Annotated in this window: 23 protein-coding genes; 13 read left to right on the top strand and 10 right to left on the bottom strand. The window is 68.2% G+C overall.

Translation table 11 applies throughout. The features are described 5' to 3' along the window. Nucleotides 1–26 precede the first annotated feature (26 nt). Nucleotides 27–1,547 (top strand): M28 family peptidase, encoded by a 1,521-nt coding sequence (locus RYH80_RS00415; RefSeq protein ID WP_370901886.1) that lies wholly within the window; start codon nt 27–29, stop codon nt 1,545–1,547. Nucleotides 1,548–1,628: 81 nt separating this feature from the next. Here RYH80_RS00415 and RYH80_RS00410 read toward each other — a convergent pair whose 3' ends face one another. Beyond that, a complete protein-coding gene (locus RYH80_RS00410) occupies nt 1,629–1,976 on the bottom strand; it encodes a DUF7562 family protein (protein WP_370901885.1) in 348 nt (115 codons plus the stop codon). Between the two features lie 172 nt (nt 1,977–2,148). On the opposite strand from RYH80_RS00410, the gene RYH80_RS00405 reads away from it, so the two are divergent. Both RYH80_RS00405 and RYH80_RS00400 read left to right on the top strand, forming a co-directional pair. Beyond that, nucleotides 2,149–2,628 carry an RNA-binding protein gene (locus tag RYH80_RS00405; protein ID WP_370901884.1) on the top strand — a complete coding sequence of 160 codons (480 nt, stop codon included), beginning with the start codon at nt 2,149–2,151 and terminating at the stop codon, nt 2,626–2,628. Between the two features lie 115 nt (nt 2,629–2,743). Next, the gene (locus RYH80_RS00400) at nt 2,744–2,968 is read left to right on the top strand and encodes a hypothetical protein (RefSeq protein WP_370901883.1); all 225 of its coding nucleotides are present in this window, start codon (nt 2,744–2,746) and stop codon (nt 2,966–2,968) included. A gap of 89 nt (nt 2,969–3,057) precedes the next feature. Here the strand turns inward: RYH80_RS00400 and RYH80_RS00395 are convergent, their stop codons facing one another. Continuing rightward, on the bottom strand, nt 3,058–3,978 hold the full coding sequence (locus RYH80_RS00395; RefSeq protein ID WP_370901882.1) for an endonuclease/exonuclease/phosphatase family protein: 921 nt from the start codon (nt 3,976–3,978) through the stop codon (nt 3,058–3,060). Next, nucleotides 3,975–5,360, bottom strand: a complete 1,386-nt coding sequence (locus tag RYH80_RS00390) for an MFS transporter (RefSeq protein WP_370901881.1) — start codon at nt 5,358–5,360, stop codon at nt 3,975–3,977. The genes RYH80_RS00395 and RYH80_RS00390 overlap by 4 nt, the downstream gene beginning before the upstream one ends. 277 nt (nt 5,361–5,637) lie before the next feature. Here RYH80_RS00390 and rqcH point away from each other — a divergent pair, with 277 nt between their 5' ends. After that, a complete protein-coding gene (gene rqcH, locus RYH80_RS00385) occupies nt 5,638–7,764 on the top strand; it encodes a ribosome rescue protein RqcH (protein WP_370901880.1) in 2,127 nt (708 codons plus the stop codon). A 61-nt stretch (nt 7,765–7,825) separates the two neighbouring features. Here rqcH and RYH80_RS00380 read toward each other — a convergent pair whose 3' ends face one another. Beyond that, nucleotides 7,826–8,176 (bottom strand): DUF2087 domain-containing protein, encoded by a 351-nt coding sequence (locus RYH80_RS00380; protein WP_370901879.1) that lies wholly within the window; start codon nt 8,174–8,176, stop codon nt 7,826–7,828. Between the two features lie 197 nt (nt 8,177–8,373). Between RYH80_RS00380 and RYH80_RS00375 the strand changes: the two genes are divergently transcribed. The 3 genes from RYH80_RS00375 (at nt 8,374) to RYH80_RS00365 (ending at nt 10,629) form a co-directional block, all read left to right on the top strand. Continuing rightward, on the top strand, nt 8,374–8,841 hold the full coding sequence (locus RYH80_RS00375) for a hypothetical protein (protein WP_370901878.1): 468 nt from the start codon (nt 8,374–8,376) through the stop codon (nt 8,839–8,841). Between the two features lie 150 nt (nt 8,842–8,991). Then, the gene (locus RYH80_RS00370) at nt 8,992–10,059 is read left to right on the top strand and encodes an mRNA surveillance protein pelota (RefSeq protein WP_370901877.1); all 1,068 of its coding nucleotides are present in this window, start codon (nt 8,992–8,994) and stop codon (nt 10,057–10,059) included. A gap of 42 nt (nt 10,060–10,101) precedes the next feature. Further along, nucleotides 10,102–10,629 carry a hypothetical protein gene (locus RYH80_RS00365; protein ID WP_370901876.1) on the top strand — a complete coding sequence of 176 codons (528 nt, stop codon included), beginning with the start codon at nt 10,102–10,104 and terminating at the stop codon, nt 10,627–10,629. Nucleotides 10,630–10,682: 53 nt separating this feature from the next. On the opposite strand, the gene menD is transcribed toward RYH80_RS00365, so the two are convergent. The 3 genes from menD to RYH80_RS00350 form a co-directional block, all read right to left on the bottom strand. Then, on the bottom strand, nt 10,683–12,470 hold the full coding sequence (gene menD, locus RYH80_RS00360; RefSeq protein WP_370901875.1) for a 2-succinyl-5-enolpyruvyl-6-hydroxy-3-cyclohexene-1-carboxylic-acid synthase: 1,788 nt from the start codon (nt 12,468–12,470) through the stop codon (nt 10,683–10,685). A gap of 238 nt (nt 12,471–12,708) precedes the next feature. Next, nucleotides 12,709–12,987 carry a UPF0058 family protein gene (locus RYH80_RS00355; protein WP_370901874.1) on the bottom strand — a complete coding sequence of 93 codons (279 nt, stop codon included), beginning with the start codon at nt 12,985–12,987 and terminating at the stop codon, nt 12,709–12,711. 165 nt (nt 12,988–13,152) lie between these two features. Beyond that, complete coding sequence (locus RYH80_RS00350; protein ID WP_370901873.1) at nt 13,153–13,374, bottom strand: DUF7120 family protein; 222 nt, start codon at nt 13,372–13,374, stop codon at nt 13,153–13,155. Between the two features lie 306 nt (nt 13,375–13,680). On the opposite strand from RYH80_RS00350, the gene RYH80_RS00345 reads away from it, so the two are divergent. Further along, on the top strand, nt 13,681–14,376 hold the full coding sequence (locus RYH80_RS00345) for a hypothetical protein (RefSeq protein ID WP_370901872.1): 696 nt from the start codon (nt 13,681–13,683) through the stop codon (nt 14,374–14,376). Between the two features lie 66 nt (nt 14,377–14,442). Here RYH80_RS00345 and RYH80_RS00340 read toward each other — a convergent pair whose 3' ends face one another. Both RYH80_RS00340 and RYH80_RS00335 read right to left on the bottom strand, forming a co-directional pair. Beyond that, nucleotides 14,443–14,901 carry a DUF5804 family protein gene (locus tag RYH80_RS00340; RefSeq protein ID WP_370901871.1) on the bottom strand — a complete coding sequence of 153 codons (459 nt, stop codon included), beginning with the start codon at nt 14,899–14,901 and terminating at the stop codon, nt 14,443–14,445. Nucleotides 14,902–15,219: 318 nt separating this feature from the next. Further along, nucleotides 15,220–15,441, bottom strand: a complete 222-nt coding sequence (locus tag RYH80_RS00335) for a hypothetical protein (protein ID WP_370901870.1) — start codon at nt 15,439–15,441, stop codon at nt 15,220–15,222. A gap of 91 nt (nt 15,442–15,532) precedes the next feature. Here RYH80_RS00335 and RYH80_RS00330 point away from each other — a divergent pair, with 91 nt between their 5' ends. Both RYH80_RS00330 and RYH80_RS00325 read left to right on the top strand, forming a co-directional pair. Next, nucleotides 15,533–17,128 (top strand): AAA family ATPase, encoded by a 1,596-nt coding sequence (locus tag RYH80_RS00330; protein WP_370901869.1) that lies wholly within the window; start codon nt 15,533–15,535, stop codon nt 17,126–17,128. Continuing rightward, a complete protein-coding gene (locus tag RYH80_RS00325) occupies nt 17,121–18,476 on the top strand; it encodes a hypothetical protein (RefSeq protein WP_370901868.1) in 1,356 nt (451 codons plus the stop codon). The genes RYH80_RS00330 and RYH80_RS00325 overlap by 8 nt, the downstream gene beginning before the upstream one ends. 42 nt (nt 18,477–18,518) lie before the next feature. Here RYH80_RS00325 and RYH80_RS00320 read toward each other — a convergent pair whose 3' ends face one another. Continuing rightward, nucleotides 18,519–18,791 (bottom strand): hypothetical protein, encoded by a 273-nt coding sequence (locus RYH80_RS00320; protein WP_370901867.1) that lies wholly within the window; start codon nt 18,789–18,791, stop codon nt 18,519–18,521. An 822-nt stretch (nt 18,792–19,613) separates the two neighbouring features. Between RYH80_RS00320 and RYH80_RS00315 the strand changes: the two genes are divergently transcribed. From RYH80_RS00315 to RYH80_RS00305, 3 genes are all read left to right on the top strand, one after another. Beyond that, complete coding sequence (locus RYH80_RS00315; protein ID WP_370901866.1) at nt 19,614–19,985, top strand: hypothetical protein; 372 nt, start codon at nt 19,614–19,616, stop codon at nt 19,983–19,985. A gap of 293 nt (nt 19,986–20,278) precedes the next feature. After that, nucleotides 20,279–21,415: an eCIS core domain-containing protein gene (locus tag RYH80_RS00310; protein WP_370901865.1), complete on the top strand. Its 1,137-nt coding sequence runs from the start codon at nt 20,279–20,281 to the stop codon at nt 21,413–21,415. Further along, on the top strand, nt 21,412–21,834 hold the full coding sequence (locus RYH80_RS00305; protein ID WP_370901864.1) for a hypothetical protein: 423 nt from the start codon (nt 21,412–21,414) through the stop codon (nt 21,832–21,834). The genes RYH80_RS00310 and RYH80_RS00305 overlap by 4 nt, the downstream gene beginning before the upstream one ends. The last annotated feature ends 45 nt before the right edge of the window (nt 21,835–21,879 follow it).

Here is a 21,879-nt window from a genome sequence, read left to right as displayed (position 1 = left end):
TCACTCCGTGGACTGTCACGAGGTGCATGGACGAGTTCGCTGCCGCACTCGGGCGGGCGTGGACGGACGACGAGCCGGCGGAGTTTCTCACCGCGTTGACCGGACTGCCGGATCGGATGGGTGGGTCGCCGGGCGAACGGGAGGCGGCCGGGATCGTCGCGGACGCGTTCCGAGACGCCGGCCTCGCGGACGTGGAGACGAGGCCGTTCGACGCCGCCGCGTGGAAGCGCGGCGAGACGACGCTGGCGATCGAGGAGGCGGGTCGCTCGCCGCCCGCGATCGCGTTGCCGTACTCCCCGGCAGGGACCGTGACTGGCCCCGTGGTCGACGTGGGGTACGGGACGCCCGACGAGATCGCGGCCGCGGACGTCGACGGTGCGGTCGTCGTCGCGAGCACGACGACCCCCGCCGGCTCTCGGTTCCTCCACCGGATGGAGAAGTACGGGACGGCGGTCGAGGCCGGCGCGGCCGGGTTCCTGTTCGCGAACCACGTCCGTGGGCAACTGCCGCCGACCGGGTCGCTGCGGTTCGGCGAGGAGGCACCGGTTCCCGCCGCGGGCGTCAGCTACGAGACTGGGGAACGGCTCCGCGCGCTGGCCGACTCCGACCGATCCGTGTCGAGCGGGGACGAGCGCCCACACGTCGGCCACCGGGGCGGAGCGGCGGTGGGGGACGGAACCGGAGCCGGAACCGGAACCGAAGCCGGAACCGGAACCGAACGAGCCGGGAGTGACGGCGACGACGCACCCACGCGGGTCACGCTCGACGTGGACGCGACGACGACGCCGGGAGAGAGCCAGAACGTGCTCGGACGGCTCGGCCCGGAGAGCGACCGCGCGGTGCTGGCCGTCGCACACTACGACGCCCACGACGTGGCGGAGGGTGCACTCGACAACGGCTGTGGGATCGCGACGTTAGTGACGGCCGCGCGGGTGCTGGCGGCGGCGGACGCGGAGTTGGACCGCGAAGTGCGGTTCGCCGCCGTCGGCTGCGAGGAGGTCGGGCTGTTGGGCGCGGAGGCGCTGGCGGACCGCCTCGACCTCGAGGGTGTCGCGGCGGTGTGTAACGTCGACGGGGCGGGACGGTTCCGGAACCTCGTCGCGATGACCCACACCTCCGAGGCGACGGCAGACGTGGCACGCGAGGTGGCGACGACGACCTGCCACCCGGTCGACGTGGTGTCGGAGCCGCACCCGTTCTCCGACCAGTGGCCGTTCGTCCGGCGTGGCGTCCCGGCGCTGCAACTCCACTCGCGGGCCGACGACCCGGCCGCGGCGACGAGCGAGGGCGCGGACGGCGGCGTCGGCGGCGGTCGCGGCTGGGGCCACACGGAGGCGGACACCCTGGACAAGGTGGACACGCGCAACGTCCGCGAACACGGGATGTTGACCGCCGTCGCGATCCGCGAACTCGCCGCCGGTGAGCGGTCGTTCCCGCGGGTGGAGACCGAGGCGCTCCGGACGGCGTTCGTGGAGAACGACTACGAGCCGGGGATGCGCGCCGCCGGAATGTGGCCCGAGGCGTGGGACACGACGGACGGCGAGTGACTTCGGGGCTCGTGTGCCACCAGAGTGGAACGGCGTCTGCCGCCGGTATCGCTGCAGAACGGGCCGGTACCGCCTCGTCCGTCACCGCCGCGAGTCGCGGTCGGTGTCGGTGTCGGCGTCGCGCCGCTCCGTCTCGGGGTCGCCGTAGCGGTCGAGCACCTCGCGCTGGTAGGCGGCGGCGAACGTCTCGCTGGAGGCGGCGTCCGGCGTCACCGCCTCTACGTCACACAACACCGCCTCCAACTCGTCGCGCGGCTGGTGACACAACTCGCCGTGACAGTCGACACAGAGGAACTCGAACTCCTTGCCGTGTCTGTTCCACCGGTCACCCTCCTTGTCGTACTCGCGTGCGTCGCCCCGGGGGACGCGCTCGCCACAAGCGATACAGAACACGTCGTCGTCCGCCTGGTCCCGGCCGGAGCCGAACATACGACCTCCTCCGCTCCCCGTCGACTTATGGCTTACCGGCTCCGGCCGAGGTCGCCGGTGATCGGCGTGGACGACCGAACGCGACGGGAGGAGGACAAAAACAGCACACCGCGGTGGCGACACACAGCGCGAGAGCGGGCGATTTATGCGCGGACCGGTCCGACAGATCGGTATGGACGTGAAGTCGCGTCACCACCTCCGGTCGGACGAGATCGACGAGATCCGCGAGCGACTCGCCGACCGGCTCGGGGTGACACTCGACGCCGACAGCTTCGAACTGGTGGAGTTGACCGACTCGCCGTTCGACCTGGTGCTCGTCGACGACGAGCCGGCCGTGTTGTACGTCGACGAGGACCCGTTCCTCACCGTCCGCGGGGCCAACGAGTACCCCCCGGAGACGGGGACCGTCACCGTCGACGCGGGCGCGGTGTCGTTCGTCTCCGACGGCGCCGACGTGATGCGCCCGGGGATCACCGAGGCCGACGACGGGATCGCCGAGGGGGATCTGGTCGTGATCGCCGAGGAGAGCCACGGGAAGGTGCTCGCCGTCGGCCGCGCGCTCGTCGACGGCGACGAGATGGCCGGCGACGAAGGGAAGGTCGTCGAGTCCGTCCACCACGTCGGCGACGAGCTGTACGAGTTCGCGGTCTGAGACCGCTCGTCCGTCGGCGGGGGTCGTGCGTGCGGGCGCCCGGCGACGCCCGCGATCCCGACGACACTCGCGGCGGGCACAAGATACGTCAACCCGAGAGCACACGACCCGACCGATGGACGAGATACTGGACGTGGTCGACCTGCTCGCGGACAGTGGGCTGGAAGGAATCGTCACCACCGTCCTCCGGCTGCTGGGACTCGTCGCGCTACTCGGGGGACTGGGGCTGTGGCTGTTGACCGACGCCGGGTTGCTCTTCCTCCCGGCCGGACTGATGCTCGTCGGTGTGGTCCTCCTCGTCGTCCCGAGCGTCCTGCTCGCGCTCGCGGAGTTGGCCTGAGACGCCACCGCGGCACTGCGGTGACGCCCCCGCTGCGTTGCGGAGACGCTACCGCTACGCCGCGAGTCCTCTCCGGCAGGCGAGAGAGGCTACGACGAGTCGCCGTCGATTCGGAGGTCGACGACCACCGGCCGGTGGTCGGAGGGGCGCTCGGCCGGCGGGCGGGCGCTCTGGACGGTCCGATGGGCGCGGACGGAGACGCCACGACAGAACGCGTAGTCGAGTCGCTTCGCCCGTGGCGCCCCGTCCTCGTCGACCGCCCTGCCGCCGAAGCCGACGTACGTCTCCGCCGGTCCGGCGACCGAGGCGGCTACCGCACGCGAGTCCGCGAGGCCGTACTCCTCTGTGAACACGCGGTACGGCGGGGAGTCCGGGAGACAGTTGCAGTCGCCGGCGACGACCGCCGGCCCGTCGGCGAGTCGCTCGCAGACCACCCGTGCCCCCTCGCGGCGCGCCTCGGCACCCTCGTGGTCTAAGTGGACCGAGTGGAGGTCGAGTGTCGGAGTCGTCTCCTCCCCCTCCGTCTCGGCGGCGGGCTCACGGACTCGGAGGGTGGCCCGCGTCACGACTCGCGGGTAGCTGGCGTCCCACGCGACGACTCCGAGTTCGCCGTCCGGTGCGACCCCGTAGACGCCGCCGTCCACGACGCCGAGACGCCCCGCCTGCACCAGGATCGGCGTGTGTGCGCCGTTCTCGTCGGGGAAGGCGACGGCCTCGTAGCCGTCGAGGCGGTCGAGTAGGTCCTCCAGTTGTCCGTACCAACACTCCTGGAGCGCGACGGCGTCGGGGGCGAGCGCCCGCAGTTGTGCGGCGACGCGTTCGCGGCGGTCGTCCCACGCGGCCGCTCCCTCGTCCAACTGCGCGTACCGGACGTTGTACGTCACGATCCGGACGGCGGCGTCCGGCACCGGCGGCACGTCGGCGGCGAGCACTGGCCCGTCGGCGTCGTCGTGGGCGTCGTCGAGTGGTGGCTCTGTGGGGTCGTCGGCCGACCGCGACGTGTCTGTCACGAGTCACCCACCCCGGCTGGGCCGCCGGCCGCGCCGTCGCCACTCCGGTTCGCCGCCGCCTCGATCTCGCGTGCGGTCGCACGGCCCGTCTCCACGTCGACGCGCGACAACAGGACCGCACCACCGACGAAGAAGACGACCAAGGCGACGATGCTGAAGCGACTCGACCCCGTGAGCTGGCCGACGAAGGCGAACAGCGCCGGACCGGCGATACCCGCGAACTTCGAGGAGATGGAGAAGAAGCTGAAGAACTCCGAAGACTGTGTGTCGGGTACCAACGTCGCGTACAGCGACCGCGACAAGGCCTGTGTCCCACCCTGCACCGTCGCGACCGCGGCCGCCAACACCCAGAAGTGCCACGTCTCCGTCATGAAGAACCCACCGACGGAGATTCCGGTGTACACCGCCAACCCGACGTACAACGCTCGTTTGGTCGACATCTCGATCCCACCGAGGACGGGGAGTCGCCGCCGTGGGAGCGATCCGAAGGCGAACGCGAACGGGACCCCGAGGAACTGTACCAACACGAGGGCACCGACGATGCCAGTCTGTCCGATCCCGATCTCGGAGCCGTAGACGCTCGCCATCCGGATGATCGTCCCGATGCCGTCGGCGTACAACAGGAACGCCCCGAGGAACAGCAGGAGGTCGCGGTTCTCCCGTACGTCGCCGAGTGTCGTCCGGAGTCGCGCGAAGCCGGTTACCACCGGGGTCCCCCGTGTCGTCGTCCGCGAACCGTCGCCGGGATCCGGTTCGGACACGCGGAGGAACAGCGGGACGGAGAACACCGTCCACCAGACGGCGACGGAGAGGAGGGCCGCTCTCGTGGCCGCCCGTGTCCCCGGAAATCCGAACGTAGCCGGTCGCAACACCCACGCGAGGTTCACCACGAGGAGGAGGCCACCACCGACGTACCCGAGCGCGTACCCTGCCGTCGACAGTGCGTCGATGTCACCCGTGTCGACGTGTGACAGCAGCGAGTCGTAGAACACGTTCGCGCCGGCGAAGCCGACGTTGGCGACGACGAACAGCCCGGACGCGAGGAGCACGTCGCCGGGACCGGTCGTGTAGAGGCCGGCGGTCGCGACCACACCCAACGCCACGAACGCACCGAGGAACCGCTTCTTCGCTCGGTAGTGATCCGCGACGGCGCCCAACACCGGCGAGGCGAGCGCGACCAACGCGAGTCCGATCGCGGTCGTGTACCCGTAGTACACCGACGCGAGGTTCCCCGGGAGCCCGCCGCCGATCACCGACTCGTAGTAGATGGGGAACACGGCCGCCAGGACGGTGGTCGCGAACGCGGAGTTCGCCCAGTCGTACAGTGCCCACGAGAGCGCCTCGTCCGATCCGAGTCCGAACCGCGTCCGCAGTGACTCCATCGTGTCTCTCTCCGCAGGGAGCGACAAAAATCCCACTCGTGACGGCTACGGAGGGCTCCGTAGTCGACTCGTCGCCCCGCTCCTCCACCCACTCGCCTCCTCTCGCGCCGTCGGCCGCTCCACCCTGGGGTCGGTCGGTCACTCCACCCTGGGGTCGGTCGGTCACTCCACCCTGGGGTGGATCGACGCTCGTGTCGTGGGGTGTGACGGCTCCGATCCGACTGCGCGACGCCTCCGTCCCGGAACGCAGAAACCACCCACGGGCGTACAGACCCGTATGGACCAGAAGCGCGAGATGACCAGCGTCGACATCGCGGCCGTCGTCGGGGAACTCTCCCGCTACGAGGGCGCGAAGGTCGACAAGGCGTACCTCTACGGCGACGACCTGGTGCGGCTGAAACTGCGCCACTACGACCACGGGCGCGTCGAGTTGCTGCTGGAGGTGGGCGACCGCAAGCGGGTGCACGTCTCCGATCCGGACCGTGTCCCCGCCGCGCCGGACCGCCCGCCGGAGTTCGCCAAGACCCTCCGGTCGCGGATGGCCGGCGGCGAGTTGGCCGGCGTCTCCCAGTTCGAGTTCGACCGGATCGTCCGGTTGGAGTTCACCCGCCCCGACGGAGACACCACGCTCGTCACCGAGCTGTTCGGCGACGGCAACGTCGCGGTGTTGGACGAACACGGCGAGGTGTTGCGGAGTCTCGAGACCGTCCGGCTGAAGTCCCGGACGGTGGCGCCGGGGGCGACCTACGAGTACCCCGCCTCGCGCATCCACCCGCTGGAGGTGTCCTTCGAGCGGTTCCGTGCCGAGATGGCCGACTCCGACACCGACGTGGTGCGGACGCTCGCCACCCAACTCAACTTCGGTGGGCTGTACGGCGAAGAGATCTGTACACGGGCGGGGGTCGAGAAGACGCTGGACATCGCCGACGCGACCGACGAGCAGTTCCGGGCGCTGTACGACGCCGTCGACCGGCTGGGCGAGCGGCTGCGGGCCGGCGAGTTGGAGCCGCGACTGTACGAGGACGACGGCACCGTCGTCGACGTGACGCCGCTCCCGCTGGAGGAACACGCCGCCCTCGACGCGACGGCGTTCGACGACTTCGACGCCGCCCTCGACGAGTACTACCACCGACTCGACGCGGACGACGAGAGCGGCGACGACGACACGAAACCCCAGCGGCCGGACTTCGAGTCGGAGATCGCCAAACAGGAGCGGATCGTCGAGCAACAACGGGGTGCCATCGAGGACTTCGAGGCGCAAGCGGAGGCGGAACGCGAGCGGGCGGAGGCGCTGTACGCCAACTACGACCTCGCGGACGAGGTGTTGACGACGGTCCGCGAGGCGCGCGAGGCCGGCGAGTCGTGGGACGACATCGAGGAGACGCTCGCGGCGGGCGCCGAACGCGGCATCGCGGCCGCCGAGGCGGTCACGGGCGTGGACGGCTCCGAGGGGACCGTGACGGTCGCGTTGGGCGACACGACGGCGACACTGCGCGTGGCCGACGGCGTCGAGAAGAACGCCGACCGGCTCTACCGCGAGGCGAAACGCGTCGAGGAGAAGAAGGAGGGCGCACAGGCGGCCATCGAGGACACCCTCGAGGAACTGGAGGCGGTGAAGGAACGCAAGCGGCGCTGGGAGGAGGCCGACGGCGTGCCGGACGACGAGGTCGCGGAGTCGAGCGACGAGGACGACGACGCCGAGGAGGGGGAGACGGACTGGCTCTCGGAGCCGTCGATCCCGCTGCGGACGACCGACGAGTGGTACGAGGAGTTCCGGTGGTTCCACACCTCCGACGACTTCCTCGTGATCGGCGGCCGCAACGCCGACCAGAACGAGGCGATCGTGAAGAAGTACCTCTCCAGCAACGACCTGTTCTTCCACTCGCAGGCCCACGGCGGGCCGGTGACGGTGTTGAAGGCCACCGGCCCGAGCGAGCCGTCGCGCGACGTGGAGATTCCCGAACAGAGTCGCCGCGAGGCGGCGCAGTTCGCGGTGTCGTACTCCTCGGTGTGGAAGGACGGTCGTGGTGCCGGCGACGCCTACGTCGTCACGCCGGACCAGGTGTCGAAGACCCCCGAGAGCGGGGAGTACCTGGAGAAGGGTGGGTTCGCGATCCGCGGGGACCGGACGTACTTCCGCGACGTGCCCGCGCGGGTGGCGATCGGCGTGCAGGCGGAGGACGTGACCCGCGTGATCGGTGGACCGCCGAGCGCCGTCGAGGAGCGCGCAGCGACGACGATCGAACTGGAGCCGGGGCGGTTCGCGCAGAACGACGCCGCGGTGAAGTGTTACCGCGAGCTCAAGTCCCGGTTCGCCGACCAGTCGTTCGTCCGGAAGGTCGCCTCCGCCGACCGCATCCAGGAGTTCCTCCCGCCGGGTGGCAGCGACCTGCTCGGGGTGTAGGGAACGAAGTTGGCACAGTCAGTCGAAGAACCGGGCGGATCGGTCGAGATACTCGGGCGAGTCAGTCGAGTACCCCGAGATCACGCGCGTGGTCGGCGAGTCGCGTCGTGTCCCGGATCTCGGCCTCCGAGAGGCGCGTCTTGACGACGGTGTACTCGTTGGTCGTGTTGTCGTACTGGAGGTAACCGAGGTTCACTAGTTCGCGGCGGACCGTCGCGTCGTCGAAGGCGTCGTCGAGGCGGTCGTTCAGCGCGGCCTTCTGGTACGTCTCGCCGACGGTCACGTCGGCGTCGTCGAGCAGTCGTTCGAGGACGATCAACTCCAAGGCGTCGTTGCGCGGGAGCCGCCCCCGGTCTCGGCAGTCGGCGAAGACCGCCGCCGGGTCCCGGTCGTACGTGAGTGCGTGTGTCACGTTCCGTCGGTTTGTGAAGGCAGTCGTAAGTCTCGTGGGGACGTGGGAGACGCTCTCGTGGTGGACGTGAGACTGTGTCGTGGTGTCGAGAGTGGTCTAGGCGATGTACGAGACCACGTCGGTCCGCGGCGAGACTCGTCGACGGGAGGCGTCGTCGTGACCCCGAGATTGATACGCACACCCTGACAGGTTCGACCGTGGAGAAGACAGTGTTCAGGCGAGCGGACAGAGGTGACGACGCGGTCGCCGCGACGGCCGTGCGGACACGCCACGCGGACCACGACCGCGTGCAACTGGACGGGTTCGTGCCACCCGGCGACGACCCGCGAGCGCAGGCCGACCGCGGGCTGTCGTTCGCCGAGGAGTTCCTGTCGCGGTACTGTGACGGCGACCTACGCGACGTGACGGCGATTCGGCACTACGTCCGCGAGGACCTGCTCCCGGAGGCGGAGTTCGAAATCGGCGCGGCGTGTCGCGAGCACTTCGACCCGCCGGAACTGCCGGCGACCGTGATGGTCGGCGTGAGTGACGTGGTCGGCGGCGACCACGCGCTGAAGATGGAGTTGCGCGCGACGGTGCCCCACGACCGCGAGACGACGGACGTAGAGGTCGTCGAACTCCCACCGCCGCCGGGGTACACGTCGAGTGCCGAGCGGACGGAGTGAGGCGGCGGTCGATTCCGAGGCCGTTCGAGCGACATCGGCCGACGAGGCGATCCGTTCGAACACGTCGCTCGTCGACGTGGTCGATCTGAGCGCAGACCGAGTGACGCACGAACCACGACACCCTTGTAGTCGCCCCTCGGAGTCGAGCGTATGAGAACGGAGCCGCGCGGCTACGGCGAGGACGGCCGCGAGCGACGACTGGTCGTCCCCGAGACGACCGACGACCTGTGGCACCTCTCGCACGTGTTGGAGCCGGGCGATCTGGTGGAGGGTGACACGACCCGCCGCATCCAGCGGCAGGACGACGACCTCCGCGACACCGGCGGCGAGCGCGAACACATACACGTCACCATCGCCGTCTCGGACGTGGAGTTCGCCCGGTTCGCCAACCGTCTGCGTGTCGGCGGCGAGATCGTCGACGCCTCCCGCGAGGACCAGATCGGTCACCACCACACGCTCAACGTCGAGGCGAACACGGAGATCACCGTCGAGAAGGAGTTCAAAGCCGACCAGACGGAGCGCCTCGCGGAGGCGGCGGCGGCGACGGACGCCCCCGAGGTCGCCGTCGCGACCGTCGAGGAGGGCGCCGCCGCAGTCCACCTCGTGAAGGAGTACGGCACGGAGGAGTACGTCTCCCTGACGAAACCCACCGGCAAGGGTGAGTTCGCTCGCCCACGTGAGGAGCTGTTCGCGGAGTTGGGCGACGCGCTGGCGCGGTTGGACGTGGAGGCGGTGATCCTCGCCGGGCCGGGGTTCACGAAGCGGGACGCACTGGACTACTTCGAGGAGGAGTACACGGATCTCGCCGACGGGATCAGTACCGTCGACACCTCGGGGATCGGCGACCGGGGTGTCCACGAGGTGCTGAAACGCGGTGCGGTCGACGAGGTGCGCGAGGAGACGCGGATCGCCCGCGAGGCGGAGTTGATCGACGCGTTGACCGAGCGGATCGCCGAGGGGGCGAAGGCGACGTACGGCCCCGAGGCGACGATGGAGGCCGCGGAGTTCGGCGCGGTCGAGACGCTGTTGTTGCTCGACGAGCGGCTCCGCTCGGAGCGGCGCGACGAGGGGGACTGGGAGATCGACGCCAACGAGCTGATCCAGACGGTCGAACAGCAGGGCGGCGACGTGACGGTGTTCTCCGCGGAGTTCCAGCCCGGCCAGCAGTTGTCGAACCTCGGTGGGGTGGCGGCGCTGTTGCGGTACCGGTTGGAGTGACCGGCCGACAGATACTAATTATCACGGTCGTACATCATGGATATGTCGGAGACGCGTATCGAAGGGCGGTACGTGTGTGCCGTCCTCGACAGTGTCGCAGAGGTGTCACCGGTGTTCGAGAGTCGCGCGGAGGAGATTCTGGCCGACGCCGGGATCGAGTCCCCAGAGCCGAGCGAGACGTACGACACCGGCGCGTTCGCGAGCGCACTGTCGTCGATGGTCGAGGCCGCCGGCGAGACGACGGTCACGCGGGCTGGCGAGGAGATGGTCGACCGCAACGAGGAGATCACGAGTCGGACCGACTTCGAGAGTGGGTTCGCGACACTGCGCGAGCAACACGCGGCGGTTCACCGGTCGTTCGATCCAGACCGGGCGGGCCAGTACCGCCGCGAGCGGGTGGGCGAGCGTCGCCACCGCGTCGCGGCGTTCGGCGAGCACACCTACCCCGAGCCACTCGTCAGAGGCGCCGTCGAGGGTGTCGTCGAGGTCACCGAGTCACCACCGGTCGTAGAGTTCGAGTCGACACGGCCGGCAGACGACGAGGCGTTCGCGTTCGTCGTCACGTGGTAGCGGACGGTCGACTTCGCGGACAGGGCCGCTCGTGAGGCGAGTACGCCCGTCCGTCAGTCCCCGTCGATCCGCTCGCGGACGGCGTCGGCGGTCGCACGCGTCAACTCCTCGCGGACGCGGTGACTCGCCTCGGCGTCCGTCTGGACCTCGATCACGTGACTCCCGTCGCTCGTCGTCGCCTCCTCGTACAGTTCGCGGAACTCGTCGCGGTCCTCGCCGTCGACGCGGGCGAACGAGAGGTCGTACAGTTCCGCCGTCGCAGCGAAGTCGAGGCCGTGTGGCGTGACGAACTGCTCGGTGAACGGCGGGTCGAACGCCTCGATGGGGAGCATGTGGAAGATCCCACCGCCGTCGTTGTTGATCACCACCACCGTCGCATCCACGTCACACCGGCCGAGCGCGAGCAGCCCGTTCGTGTCGTGGTAGTACGCCAAGTCGCCCGTCACGAGCGTGAGGTCGTCCGTCGTCGCCGACCCCGCCCCGAGCGCGGTGGAGGTGATCCCGTCGATCCCCGAGACGCCGCGGTTCCCCAGGACGGTGAGCGAGCGCGCCGCGGGTTCGGCGAAGCGGTCGAGATCACGCACCGGCATCGAGTTCGAGACGAACAGCGTCGTCGGCTCCGGCGCCAACTCGGCCACGTCCGCGAGCACGCGCCCCTCGAACGGGCGCTCCTCGTCCGCGACGGTCTCCCAGTGGGCCGCCTCGGCCGTCTCCCAGCGGGTCCGCCACGCCGTCGAGTCGGGGCCGCTCACGCGACGCGCCGCGGCGACGGCGAGCCGCGAGGGGTCCGCGACGATCAGATCCGTGGCGGTGAACTCCGCCTCGCGCCACCCACCGGCGGGGTCGACGACCAACTGGTCGGCGTCGGCCGCTGCCAGGTAGCGCCGCAGCGGCTTCGAGGTGGGCGAGGCTCCGAAGCGGAAGACGACCTCGGGATCGGGCCAGTCGGCGGTCGCGTCGCCGGCGAGGTAGCCGTCGTAGCCCCCACAGATCGGCGCGACGCGGGTCGCGGAGCCGAACCGGAGTCCCGAGAGCGGGTCCGCGAGCACCGGGAACCCGGTCCGGTGGGCGAGTGTGGTGATCGCCTCCGGATCGGGACCCGGCGGGTCCGCTGGCCCGGCGACGATCAACCCGCGTTCGACGGACAGCGCCTCCGCGACCGCGGCCACGTCGCGGTCGTCGAGTGTGACGTGCCCCTCCGTGGTCGCGACGTACGGGCTGCGCTCGCGCCCCTCGACACGACCGTGTGCGGCCACCTCCTCGAGGTCCGCGGGCACGTCGTCGGGGACCCGCGTCGGTTCGAGCGGCTTCCGGAACGGGACGTTGAGGTGGACTGGACCTGCGGGGGTGCCGGTGGACTCGCGGACGGCACGCGCCACGTCCGTCCGGAGACGGCGGAGTTTCCGCTCGGTGGCCTCCGGTTCCGGGAGGTCGCGGTACCAGCGGACGGCGTCGCCGAACAGTTTCTCCTGGTCGGCAGTCTGGTTCGCGCCGGAGTCGCGCAACTCGGGTGGGCGGTCGGCCGTCAGTGCGAGCAGTGGGACGCGGGCTCGGTCGGCTTCCATCACGGCCGGGTAGTAGTTGGCGGCGGCGGTGCCGGAGGTACAGATCAGCGGCGTCGGCTCGCCGGTGCGACGGGCTCGACCCAGCGCGAAGTACGCCGCCGAGCGCTCGTCGAGGTGTGAGAAGACGTGGAGGTCCTCGTGGCGCGCGACGGCGACCGTCAACGGTGTCGAGCGCGAGCCGGGCGTGACACAGACGGCCGAGACGCCCCCCGCGACGAGTTCCTCCGCGACGGCGCGGCCCCACAGCGTGTTCCGGTTCGGATCCGTGCCGGTCATCGCCGTCGCTTGGGTCCGGGTCGTGATATGGGCACGGACTCGACGCGCGGCCGAACGGACACGGCCCCCGAGTCAGACGGGACACGAGACGTGCGACTGTGATGCGCTAGCAGAAGTGCGGCGGTACGGTTGTGTGGTGGCGGCGCAGTGGTGCGGTGGTGGTGGCGCGGCGGTACGGTTGTGTGGTGGCGGCGCAGTGGTGCGGTGGTGTGGTGGCGGCGCGGCGGTAGTGCGGCAGTCAGACCTTGTCTTCGGCGTCCTCGGCGAGTTCCTCCATCCGCTTGCCGACGCGGCCGGCGTTCGAGAACTCGTCTTCGGACATCGCCGTCGCGAGGGCGTTCCCGAGGACGAAGACGGCGTGTTTGTGTTCGCTCTTGGACTTGTGGACGTGCGAGGGGTCGACCTCCAACTCGTCGTACGGGTCGAACAGCGACCCGTCGACGTCGTCGTGGTCGCGGAACTGCTCCATGATCGTCACCATCTGTTCGTGGAGCTCCAGCAGTTCGTCCTTGTGCATAGCCGAACCCACGAGAGTTTCCGATTTAAGCGTTGTCCGGGAACCGGTCACAGAGGCTCGCGTGTGGGGTGTGTGGCGGGGGTGTCGTGTCCACGCGGGGACGGTGTCCCCACCGGCGGCGTCGCGACTCACCGCGGTGGCGACGGCGCGCGAGGACAGTGGGTGTCAGAAGACGTACTCGTCGTCGTGGCCCATCATCCCGTCGTCTTCGAACCCGCTCGGCTCGCCGGGTTCCTCGTCTTGGGGACCGCTCGTCTTGAACGCCTTCAGCCCCGTGGAGAGCAGTTCCTCGATCGCCTCTTCGCGATCCACGAACTCCCCCTCCTCCACCATCTGCGCGATCTGCATCTCCAAGTGCTCCGGAACGTTCAGCTCGACTCTCGGCATCTACTCGGTCTTGACGAGGGGGTTATTTAAAACCTGTGGGGCGGTGTCGCCCCGTGTGACGGCGAGAACCGGCCGAACGCGCCGGGTTCTGGCACCGTCGGCGGCTCTCGTCGTCTCACGGCCGTCTCGGCAGGTTGAACGTGTGAATCGTTCGACACAACGGAGGGTTCGAGGTCACCTCGTGGCGTCTCGGCCGTCGTCGTGTCGCGTCTCGGCCGTCGTCGTGTCGCGTCTCGGGGGCCGCGGTGTAGTGGCGGGGTCGCAGTGGGCACAAGTGCCAAGCACGGTGCGCTCGGAGGCGGTCGTGTGACACGCGCAGCAGTGGAGTCCGGGTTCGAGCGGTTCGTCGACGACGCCATCGAGGCGACGGCCTCGGCGTTCGCCGTCGGGAACGCCCTCCGTGGGAGCGGCGGTCCGCCGGGGGCGGTCGATCGCCTGCTGTCGAACAGTCGCGCGGTCGAACGCGACGTGGTCCGTCCGGAGTTGCGTGCCTACCGGACGGACATCCTCGCGCAGTTCGAGGCGGTGCTCGACGCCGTCGAGAGCGACGAGCCGTTCGACGCCTACGCCGACCGGGTGCTCGCACGGGACCGTTACGTCGCTGCGTTGCGCGAGGACCTCTCGCCGGGGCGGCGCGACGAGATCGAGGCTGCGTTGTTGGAGCGCCAGCGCGGGCTGGGGGACGCCGTCGCGCCGCTGGTCGCCGCCGACGAGTCGGCGTTCTGGCCGGCCGTCGAGGCGACGTTCGACCGCGAGACGGCCGAGGAGTTCGTCGACGAGCACTTCGAGTTCACCGCGCCGTTGGAGCGGTTCCCCGACGCTTTCGCCTTCGGCACGGAGGTCGACCCCGGCGACGTACTCCCGGGTGTCGGCGGGTTGCTCGGCTCGACGCTGCCGGCGTTCCACGTCGACTTCACCGAGGAGGCTCGGCGCGCGATGTTGCGCGCCGAACGCGAGGTGAGTCGGGAGGCGCGCCGCGAGATCGACCGTCACTTCGAGTGAGAGGTGGGTGGTGGCGGCTCCTCGGGACGCTCGGCGCGGGAGGTCCGGGTCGCCGTGGGTACCGTCTCAGTCGGGGTCGGAGAACTCGCTCTCGGTGACGCGGACGACGACGGTGTCGTCGACGTCGTGGAGGTCGTAGCTCGGGTGGGTGTCGTGCGTCCGTGCGAGGTACATCGGGTCGAGCAGGCGATCCTCGCGGCGGCCGTACACCCGCAGGTGCCGCCCGGTGTCGGCGGGTGCGACGCGTTCGTTGCGGATCGCCTCCGCCAGCTCCCGCGAGAGCCACTCCGCGTCGTCGACACTGGGCTCCCGGATCAACACGTCGTCGACGAACCGCACGAGGTACCAGTCGAGGTCGTTACACAGCGCCACCGCCGCGCCGAGACTCACGGTGTCTAACGCCACCGTGTTCGCGAAGGGACTGTAGAGATCGTACGGGAGCAACGCCTCGCGTGCCGTCTCCCGCGAGAGGAGTTCGCGCCGCAGGTCCGTGTCGGCGTCGCCGACGAGACACACTGTCGTCACACCGTAGCCGTCGTGTCTCGCGGGATTCAAACGTTGCGTCAGACGGCGTCCGCGTCTGCGTCGGGTGGTGTTGCGGTGTCGTGGAGTGTCGGTTCCCCCTAGACTGAAGTGGTGTCGGGGTGTGTCGTCGGGTGAGCGAGGGTACTGCGTGGAGCCTGTGTGACCGTGGCCCGTGAGCCGCGAGGCGCAAGCCGACCGGCGTCGACGACGGCCGTGGGCGCAGGACGTGTACCAGTTTCTGTGGTAAGTGCGACATTGCGAGAGAGTACGTCGTACACCTCGAGACACGGCGAGAGTCTCGCTCTCCGAGCCCGCAGGTCACCGTTCAGCCGAGAGTCTCCGCTCCGCCAGTCGTCGTGCCTCGTCTCTGGAGTCGACCGCCGAGACTGCGATCCGTCCCCCACGCCGTTCGCGACCACAGCCGTCGGGCAGACGACAGACGTAGTGGACCTTCCAACACGACGGCTCGGGTGACAGCCCGACGTAGAGTCGCTCGCCGCAGTCGCGACAGTCGACCTCGGGGTGACGAGAGAGGATCACGGAGCGTCTGGTCCCGTTCTCGTAGAAAACTCGTGTGGTGATATCGTCCAATTCGGGAGATATAAACCGGGTGGCAGAGTGGTCACTGTGAATGACCGACGACGGCTCTCGGATCTTCCTCGCTCCCTACGCCAACGAGGCGGCGTACTCGAACTTCGAGAAGACGGTGATCGAGGGGGAAGCCGCGACGGACCTCGCCGAGTTGACAGACAAGACGTTCCACAGCGACACCGTCCGACTCTGGGGGACGACCGTCTCTTCGTGGGACGACATCACGCCTGGAGACTTCCTGCTGTTCTACAGGGAGGGGGAGTACAGACACGCGGCGCGTGTCAACGACAAGGAGATCAACGAGGAGATCGGGCGTCGCGTCTGGCCGAACCACGACGAAGACGACCCGTGGACGAAGCTGTTGTACCTCGACGATCCGGTGGAGATCAACGCCGACTCGCGTGCGGTCCACGACATGGCAGGCTACGAGAACAGCTACGTCATCGGGTTCCAGCCGCTGAACGACCAGGGTGTCGAGACGATCCGGGATCGGTTCGGCTCCGTCGAACAGTTCGTCTACTGGTCTCCCGACGGCTCGCCGGAGGTGTTCGACAGAGAGACGGACAGCGCAGAGACGGACGACCGCGAACAACGACAGTTGGACGACGCGCTCGAGCGCACCCGGTCGATCGACGTGACCGAGACACCATCACTCTCCGTGTCGGACGCGGTCCTCGACGGGTTGTACTTCCCCGAGGAGATGGCCGAGCGGATCGTCGGCGAGATCAACGACGCGCTCCGTGCCGGCAAGCACGTCATCTTCGTCGGGCCGCCGGGGACCGGGAAGACCGAGATCGCGCGGGCCGTCGCGTCGGAACTGGCGGCGGCACACCCAGAGTACTACACCGGGTCACAGACGACGACCGCCACCGCCGACTGGTCCACGTTCGAGACAGTCGGCGGGTACATGCCCGAGGAGGGCACCGGCGAGGAGCTGTCGTTCTCTCCCGGACAGGTGCTGTCGTGTTTCCGCGCCGACGGGCGACAGCGTAACGACATCCTCGTCATCGACGAGATCAACCGCGCGGACATCGACAAGTCGTTCGGCCAACTGTTCACGCTGCTCTCGGGGCAGGACGTGCAGTTGCCGTTCACCGTCGAGGGAACGCAGGTCGCGGTGCGACCGGGAGACGACTGGGACGGACCGCTGGAACCACACGAGTTCGTGATGCCGGCATCGTGGCGACTGTTCGGGACGATGAACTCCTACGACAAGACCTCGCTGTACGAGATGTCGTACGCCTTCATGCGGCGGTTCGCGTTCGTCCAAGTCGGGATTCCGGAAGCCGAGACGACGGATGAGTGGCGCCAGTTGGTCGCGGCGTACGCAGAGACGTGGTCGATGAAGCCAAGCGAGTCGGTCGTCGCCGACGTTGCCGACGTGTGGCGTGTCGCGAACGAGACGACGGAACGGCAGATCGGCCCGGCGCTCATCCGCGACGTACTCGCACACGTCGGGGAGGATGGCGGTCGCGAGGCACTGACGAGTGCCGTCGCAGCGTACGTCTTCCCGCAGTTCGAGGGACTTAGAGACAGAGACGAAGTCGTCAGGGAGTTGGCAGCACTGGACGGCGTCGACCGCGACCGACTCCTGGCCCGTGCTCGCGAGTTCCTGCAGGTGAGCCCCGATGGATAGGGCGGCGCTGCTGGAGACGCTGACGGAGGACGTGTTGAGTTACGTGATGGCCGGTGGGTTCCCGGAGTCGGCCTTCGCAGAGCGGCTCCACCCGGAGGGCCTCGACGACCGGTTCGACGACTACGAGATGCTCCTGCGACTCCACTTCGTGCTCGACGAAGACGTGGTGGCGTTCGTGCGCGACCTCCCGGCGGGGATCAGACGGATCGAGACGGAGACGGAACGGCGAACCACTACCACGCGCGGGAGTGTCGAGGGGCGAATCGACTGGAGCGAGACGTTGACGACGCGCGCCTCCCGTGCACCGCGAGACTCGGCACTGTTCGTCTGTGACGACCGCTCGGAGACGTACGACACGGCCGAGAACGTCGTGTTGAAGCGACTGCTCTCGCTGATCTACGACACGCTGACCGAGTGTGCGTCGTACCTCGAGAACGACTACGAGTGGGTCCGCGAGACGTGGCGTGGCAACGAGGACCTGATCGACGATCTGACCGAGATCGTCGAGCGCAACGTCCACGTCGCGCGGATTCGAGACCCGGAGACGTACGAACCGACGCCACGGATGCTCGAACGCGCCAAGCAGTCGCGGACGGGAATCTACAGGCGGACGGCCGCGTTGGTCGAGCGGTACCAGCAGACGCTGGCGGGTGACCCGGACGCCGTGCGGCGGTTGTTGAACCGCACCGCGATCACACCCGACGACGACCACGCGCTGTTCGAGTTGTACGTCCTCTTCCGGTTCGTCGGCACCGTCGAGCGACTGAGCGACGGTCGGTTCACGCTCCGGACCATCGAGCGCGGCCGCGACGAGGTGGCGGCGTTGGAGGACGGCGACCGCGAGTTCGTGTTGTACCACGACAACTCCGCCCGTGACCGGGGAATCGACTTCGTCTCGGACGTGATCGGGACGGATCGCGACGACCTGTCGCGGACGGAGGCAGTCCAGCGGGAGGCACAGGCCGTCGCGGACGACTACTTCGGCGACGGGACGACGTACCGCGCGACCGGCCGGCCCGACGTGATCGTCTTGGAGGTGACGGCGGGGGACACCTCGGAGTACCTGATCGCGGAGGTGAAGTACTCCAGTCGACGCGAGACGATCAGACGCGGGATCAAAGAGACGCTGGAGTACGTCGCCTTCCTGCGTGACGACCGGGAGTACGTCCACGACGACGAGGCTCCGTTCGGGAGCGGGTGGAACGGGGTCCTCGTGACGGACGACCTCGACACCGAGGAGACGCCGTCGGTGGAGGAACAGGAGTCGATCCGAATTCTACAGGCCTCGGAGTTGGAGTCGGAGTTGGCGGTCGTCCTCGAGCGCGTAATGGGCGTGTCTCGGGAGTGAGTGTCGTGCTTGTGGTTCGGGCTCTCACGGGGGCACTTCTGATCACCCGAACCGCACGACGGCGAGCAGCGCCAGCGCGACGCCGCCGACGACCAGCAGCGTGAGGAAGGCCCCGGTGGCGAGGCGGCTCATCTCCTCGTCTGGGATGCGCTCGGGTTCGATCACGCCGGTGAGGATGCCACCCGCGAACGCAGCGAGTGCGACTGCCACGACGCCCACCGCCGCCGCGACCACGGCCGGCTCGCCGAGGGCCGTCTGCCCGACCCAGAGACTCGCGAGGAGCATCGACAGCCCGAATCCCGTGCGTCTGTTCACGGCGGATCGTCTCGGCACTGGCGTCTAAAGGCGTCGGTGGATCGGCCGTGTGTCGGGGACCTGCGGGGACGGCACCACCCGAGAGCCCCGCCGCGCTCCGCTCGCTACTCTCACTCTCTGCGGTGGTACGTGGAGACGAGCGTGGCGGTACCAACAGGTGAGAGCCCCGCCGCGCTCCGCTCGCGGGCCTCGCTGCGCGTCTCGCGGGTCGTTTCACTCCCCGCTCGACTGTCGAGGCTCTCACTTCGTTCGAGCCTCGCACTCCTCGCTCCCTACGGTCGCTGCGGTGCTTGCGTCGGCCGGCGTCGCGGACCGCGTCGCCCCTCTCTGTCCCACCCGGAACAGCACCGCACCGCCTCACCCCTCCCCAGCCTCCTGCGCGTCTCGCGGGTCGCTCCGCTCCCCGCTCGATGCTCGTCCCTCGCACGCGTGGCGCTCGCTCCGCTCGCGCCTCGCGCGCGCCGCCAGCCGCCGAAGTATCAAATTCCTGTGATTTCTTCGGCGAATCCACCGAACCTCCTGCGACCCACTGCGAGACCTCTCACGTGCTTGAGAAGTTCCCGAACGAAGCAGTGTCCAGACACCCCGCGTACGTGGTGGATCGAATCGGCAGTCGCGCGTGGGCGCACACGCACGCGCGACGGGTTTCGCGTCTTTCCAGGGAAGACCCACCTCAGACGCATTTATACACCCATCAGTCGAAACACCTAATTACCCCCATCACCAAGCAAGTAGCACACGGCACCCCGGACTCGCCACTCGGGAGCAGTACCGAACGGCAGGGCGAAGGGACGCCCTACCGGGGTGCTGTGTGGGAACAGCATGACAGACTCCGAGTCCGACGCTGAAAGGAGTACCGACGCGGAACCACGACCGATTCCGGACGACGCCGGGCCGCGGCCGGAGCCGGAGACGGCGCGGGCGGTGGTCGAGGGCGACGAGCCGACGGTGGTCTCCCCGCACGGGGGGCGAGAGGCCGAGCGGACGGTCGCGCTCGCGCCCACCGAGGACCGGCCGTTGTCCGACGACGATCTGGCGACGGCGCTGCGCGGCCACGTCACGGGCGTGCAGGTGACGGTCGCGGGCCTCGCGGACGCCTTCACTGGGGGGCGTGATCCCCGCGACTCCGAGCTCGCCGCCGCCGTCGTCGAGGCCGAAGAACTCCTGAGCCTGCTCCGGTCCGTGCAGGCCTGACGCGACGCGCTCCCGAAGTCGAGCACGTCGCCTCCGACCCCGACCCTCGTTTTCCTCTATTTAGCATACACGAAGTTCTAAGTGGCCGTACGCTAGATCGGCCGGAGCGGATGGGCCGGAGACACAGACGGGACGGACGAAGTGGACGGCGACGCGACGCATCCGACGGAGAGCAGTCGAAGTCGGACGCAGAGACACGAGATGATACGGAACGACGCAGAGTGGCGTATTCGTCACGCAACGACATAGAACCCGAACAACTCTCGAAGAAAACACGTCGGCTAGCAGAGGAGATGTACGGTGAACTGGACGATCTAGATGTCGTTCGCCTGTTACGGATGGAGGCGAACGCCCCAGATGCGGTACACGACAGGATCAAAGAGGGAATGCCACTAGCCGTCGCGAACGATTTCAAGAAACGACGACGCTGGCGTGCTAGAGAGGACACACCAATTCCGTGGGATGTCGAACGGCGTAATCGTCGGTCGAAACGGCGGAGTGTGGCCGCCACGAGTGAGATGGAACCCGCAGGAACAACGGCTCTCCCAGAGTGTGTCAGGCGAGTTCTCTCCTCACCGGGAGAGGCGTTGGACGGTGAGATTCGACAAGTGGTGGAAGATCGACTCGGTGAAAAGGTGCCCGAGGTACGTATTCACACTGGACACCGTGCAACAGCGGCGGCTGCAGAACTAGATGCCAGAGCATTCACCATCGGAAATCACATCGTGTTCGGTCGTGGCGCGTACGACCCAGATTCGTTACACGGTCAACACATCCTCGTCCACGAACTAGCTCATGTTCGCCAGCAGACGGACACAAATTACGACGCTTCTGTTCTACCGTTTCTCGGTCCGAACAGTGTCGTGACTTCGGCGACCGGGGGAGCCGTTGACGACACTCGTCAGATAACGACCCTCTCGCGGTGGAGCAGACCCGACGATCGTAGTCCCCTGGATTTACACATCCAGCGACTTCCAGACTGGGAGCTCGGACAGCCACCAGACGAACTGTACGACTCCCCTGATAGCCTCGGTAACCACCCTATTGCAGGTGAACCCGCGTGTTTCGGTGAGTCAGACTCGTCTGATTATCGACGGAACTTCTTTCGAGAGTTTCCCCAACTTCGGGACAGGGAGAACTTCGTAGTCCACCACGCTGTGGAACAGCAAGTACTAGACCGGTATCCAGGGGTCGTCTCAGAGAGTGAGATTCATTCTGTTGAGAACCTACGCGGTATACCATCGAAGGTGAACGCCGATCTACATCTCAGTAAGATTCGGATGAAGTGGAACCAATTCTACCGGAAGCACGATCAAGGAGACGGAACTCCTTCCGCGGAGTTACGGGACAAGCTGTTGGAGAAAGCTACAGAAATCGACGACAAGTACGGGCACTACTTTTTACCTCCCGTGAGGAGTGACAACCGATGACCGAGTACTACAGCGTCGAACCCGAAGTCGCGGGACGAGCGACCGTCGAGCGGCGCGCCGGGTCCCGCCCGACGCTGACGTACGTCTTCGACGGGTGGCGCGGCGACGCGCTGCTAGAGTCGTACCCGCACTTCGTCGTCACCGAGCAGTTGGCGACGGAACTGGACCGCGCCCGACTCGACGGCTACGAGTTCGGCCCGGCGACGACGGAAGCCTCGGAGACGTTCCGGCGACTCTACCCGGACCAGACGCCGCCGTCGTGTCGGTGGCTACGAGTCGACGGGGAGCCGGGCCGCGACGACGTCGGCACAGACGCGGACGGCGTGCTCGTCGTCTCCGAAGACGCACTGGACCGGATCGAGCGCGTCGGATTCGACAACTACGGCTCGTGTACGCGCTACGACCCAGACGGGGAGTGACGCGACCGCTCGCCGTCGCGAGCGCCACCACCGAACTCGGGGTCA

The organism is Halobaculum sp. MBLA0147 (genome assembly GCF_041361345.1).
In the GTDB taxonomy this organism is placed as follows: Archaea; Halobacteriota; Halobacteria; order Halobacteriales; family Haloferacaceae; genus JAHENP01.
The sequence above is the reverse complement of the archived record's forward strand: the minus strand, read 5'-3'. Positions and strand labels throughout refer to the sequence as shown.

What these genes read in the sequence shown, in the direction of transcription:
- RYH80_RS00415 (WP_370901886.1), top strand. Translation starts at nt 27, where the DNA reads ATGGACGAGTTCGCTGCCGCACTCGGGCGGGCGTGGACGGACGACGAG.
- RYH80_RS00410 (WP_370901885.1), bottom strand. Translation starts at nt 1,976, where the DNA reads ATGTTCGGCTCCGGCCGGGACCAGGCGGACGACGACGTGTTCTGTATC.
- RYH80_RS00405 (WP_370901884.1), top strand. Translation starts at nt 2,149, where the DNA reads ATGGACGTGAAGTCGCGTCACCACCTCCGGTCGGACGAGATCGACGAG.
- RYH80_RS00400 (WP_370901883.1), top strand. Translation starts at nt 2,744, where the DNA reads ATGGACGAGATACTGGACGTGGTCGACCTGCTCGCGGACAGTGGGCTG.
- RYH80_RS00390 (WP_370901881.1), bottom strand. Translation starts at nt 5,360, where the DNA reads ATGGAGTCACTGCGGACGCGGTTCGGACTCGGATCGGACGAGGCGCTC.
- rqcH (WP_370901880.1), top strand. Translation starts at nt 5,638, where the DNA reads ATGGACCAGAAGCGCGAGATGACCAGCGTCGACATCGCGGCCGTCGTC.
- RYH80_RS00370 (WP_370901877.1), top strand. Translation starts at nt 8,992, where the DNA reads ATGAGAACGGAGCCGCGCGGCTACGGCGAGGACGGCCGCGAGCGACGA.
- RYH80_RS00365 (WP_370901876.1), top strand. Translation starts at nt 10,102, where the DNA reads ATGTCGGAGACGCGTATCGAAGGGCGGTACGTGTGTGCCGTCCTCGAC.
- menD (WP_370901875.1), bottom strand. Translation starts at nt 12,470, where the DNA reads ATGACCGGCACGGATCCGAACCGGAACACGCTGTGGGGCCGCGCCGTC.
- RYH80_RS00355 (WP_370901874.1), bottom strand. Translation starts at nt 12,987, where the DNA reads ATGCACAAGGACGAACTGCTGGAGCTCCACGAACAGATGGTGACGATC.
- RYH80_RS00350 (WP_370901873.1), bottom strand. Translation starts at nt 13,374, where the DNA reads ATGCCGAGAGTCGAGCTGAACGTTCCGGAGCACTTGGAGATGCAGATC.
- RYH80_RS00330 (WP_370901869.1), top strand. Translation starts at nt 15,533, where the DNA reads ATGACCGACGACGGCTCTCGGATCTTCCTCGCTCCCTACGCCAACGAG.
- RYH80_RS00325 (WP_370901868.1), top strand. Translation starts at nt 17,121, where the DNA reads ATGGATAGGGCGGCGCTGCTGGAGACGCTGACGGAGGACGTGTTGAGT.
- RYH80_RS00315 (WP_370901866.1), top strand. Translation starts at nt 19,614, where the DNA reads ATGACAGACTCCGAGTCCGACGCTGAAAGGAGTACCGACGCGGAACCA.
- RYH80_RS00310 (WP_370901865.1), top strand. Translation starts at nt 20,279, where the DNA reads ATGTACGGTGAACTGGACGATCTAGATGTCGTTCGCCTGTTACGGATG.
- RYH80_RS00305 (WP_370901864.1), top strand. Translation starts at nt 21,412, where the DNA reads ATGACCGAGTACTACAGCGTCGAACCCGAAGTCGCGGGACGAGCGACC.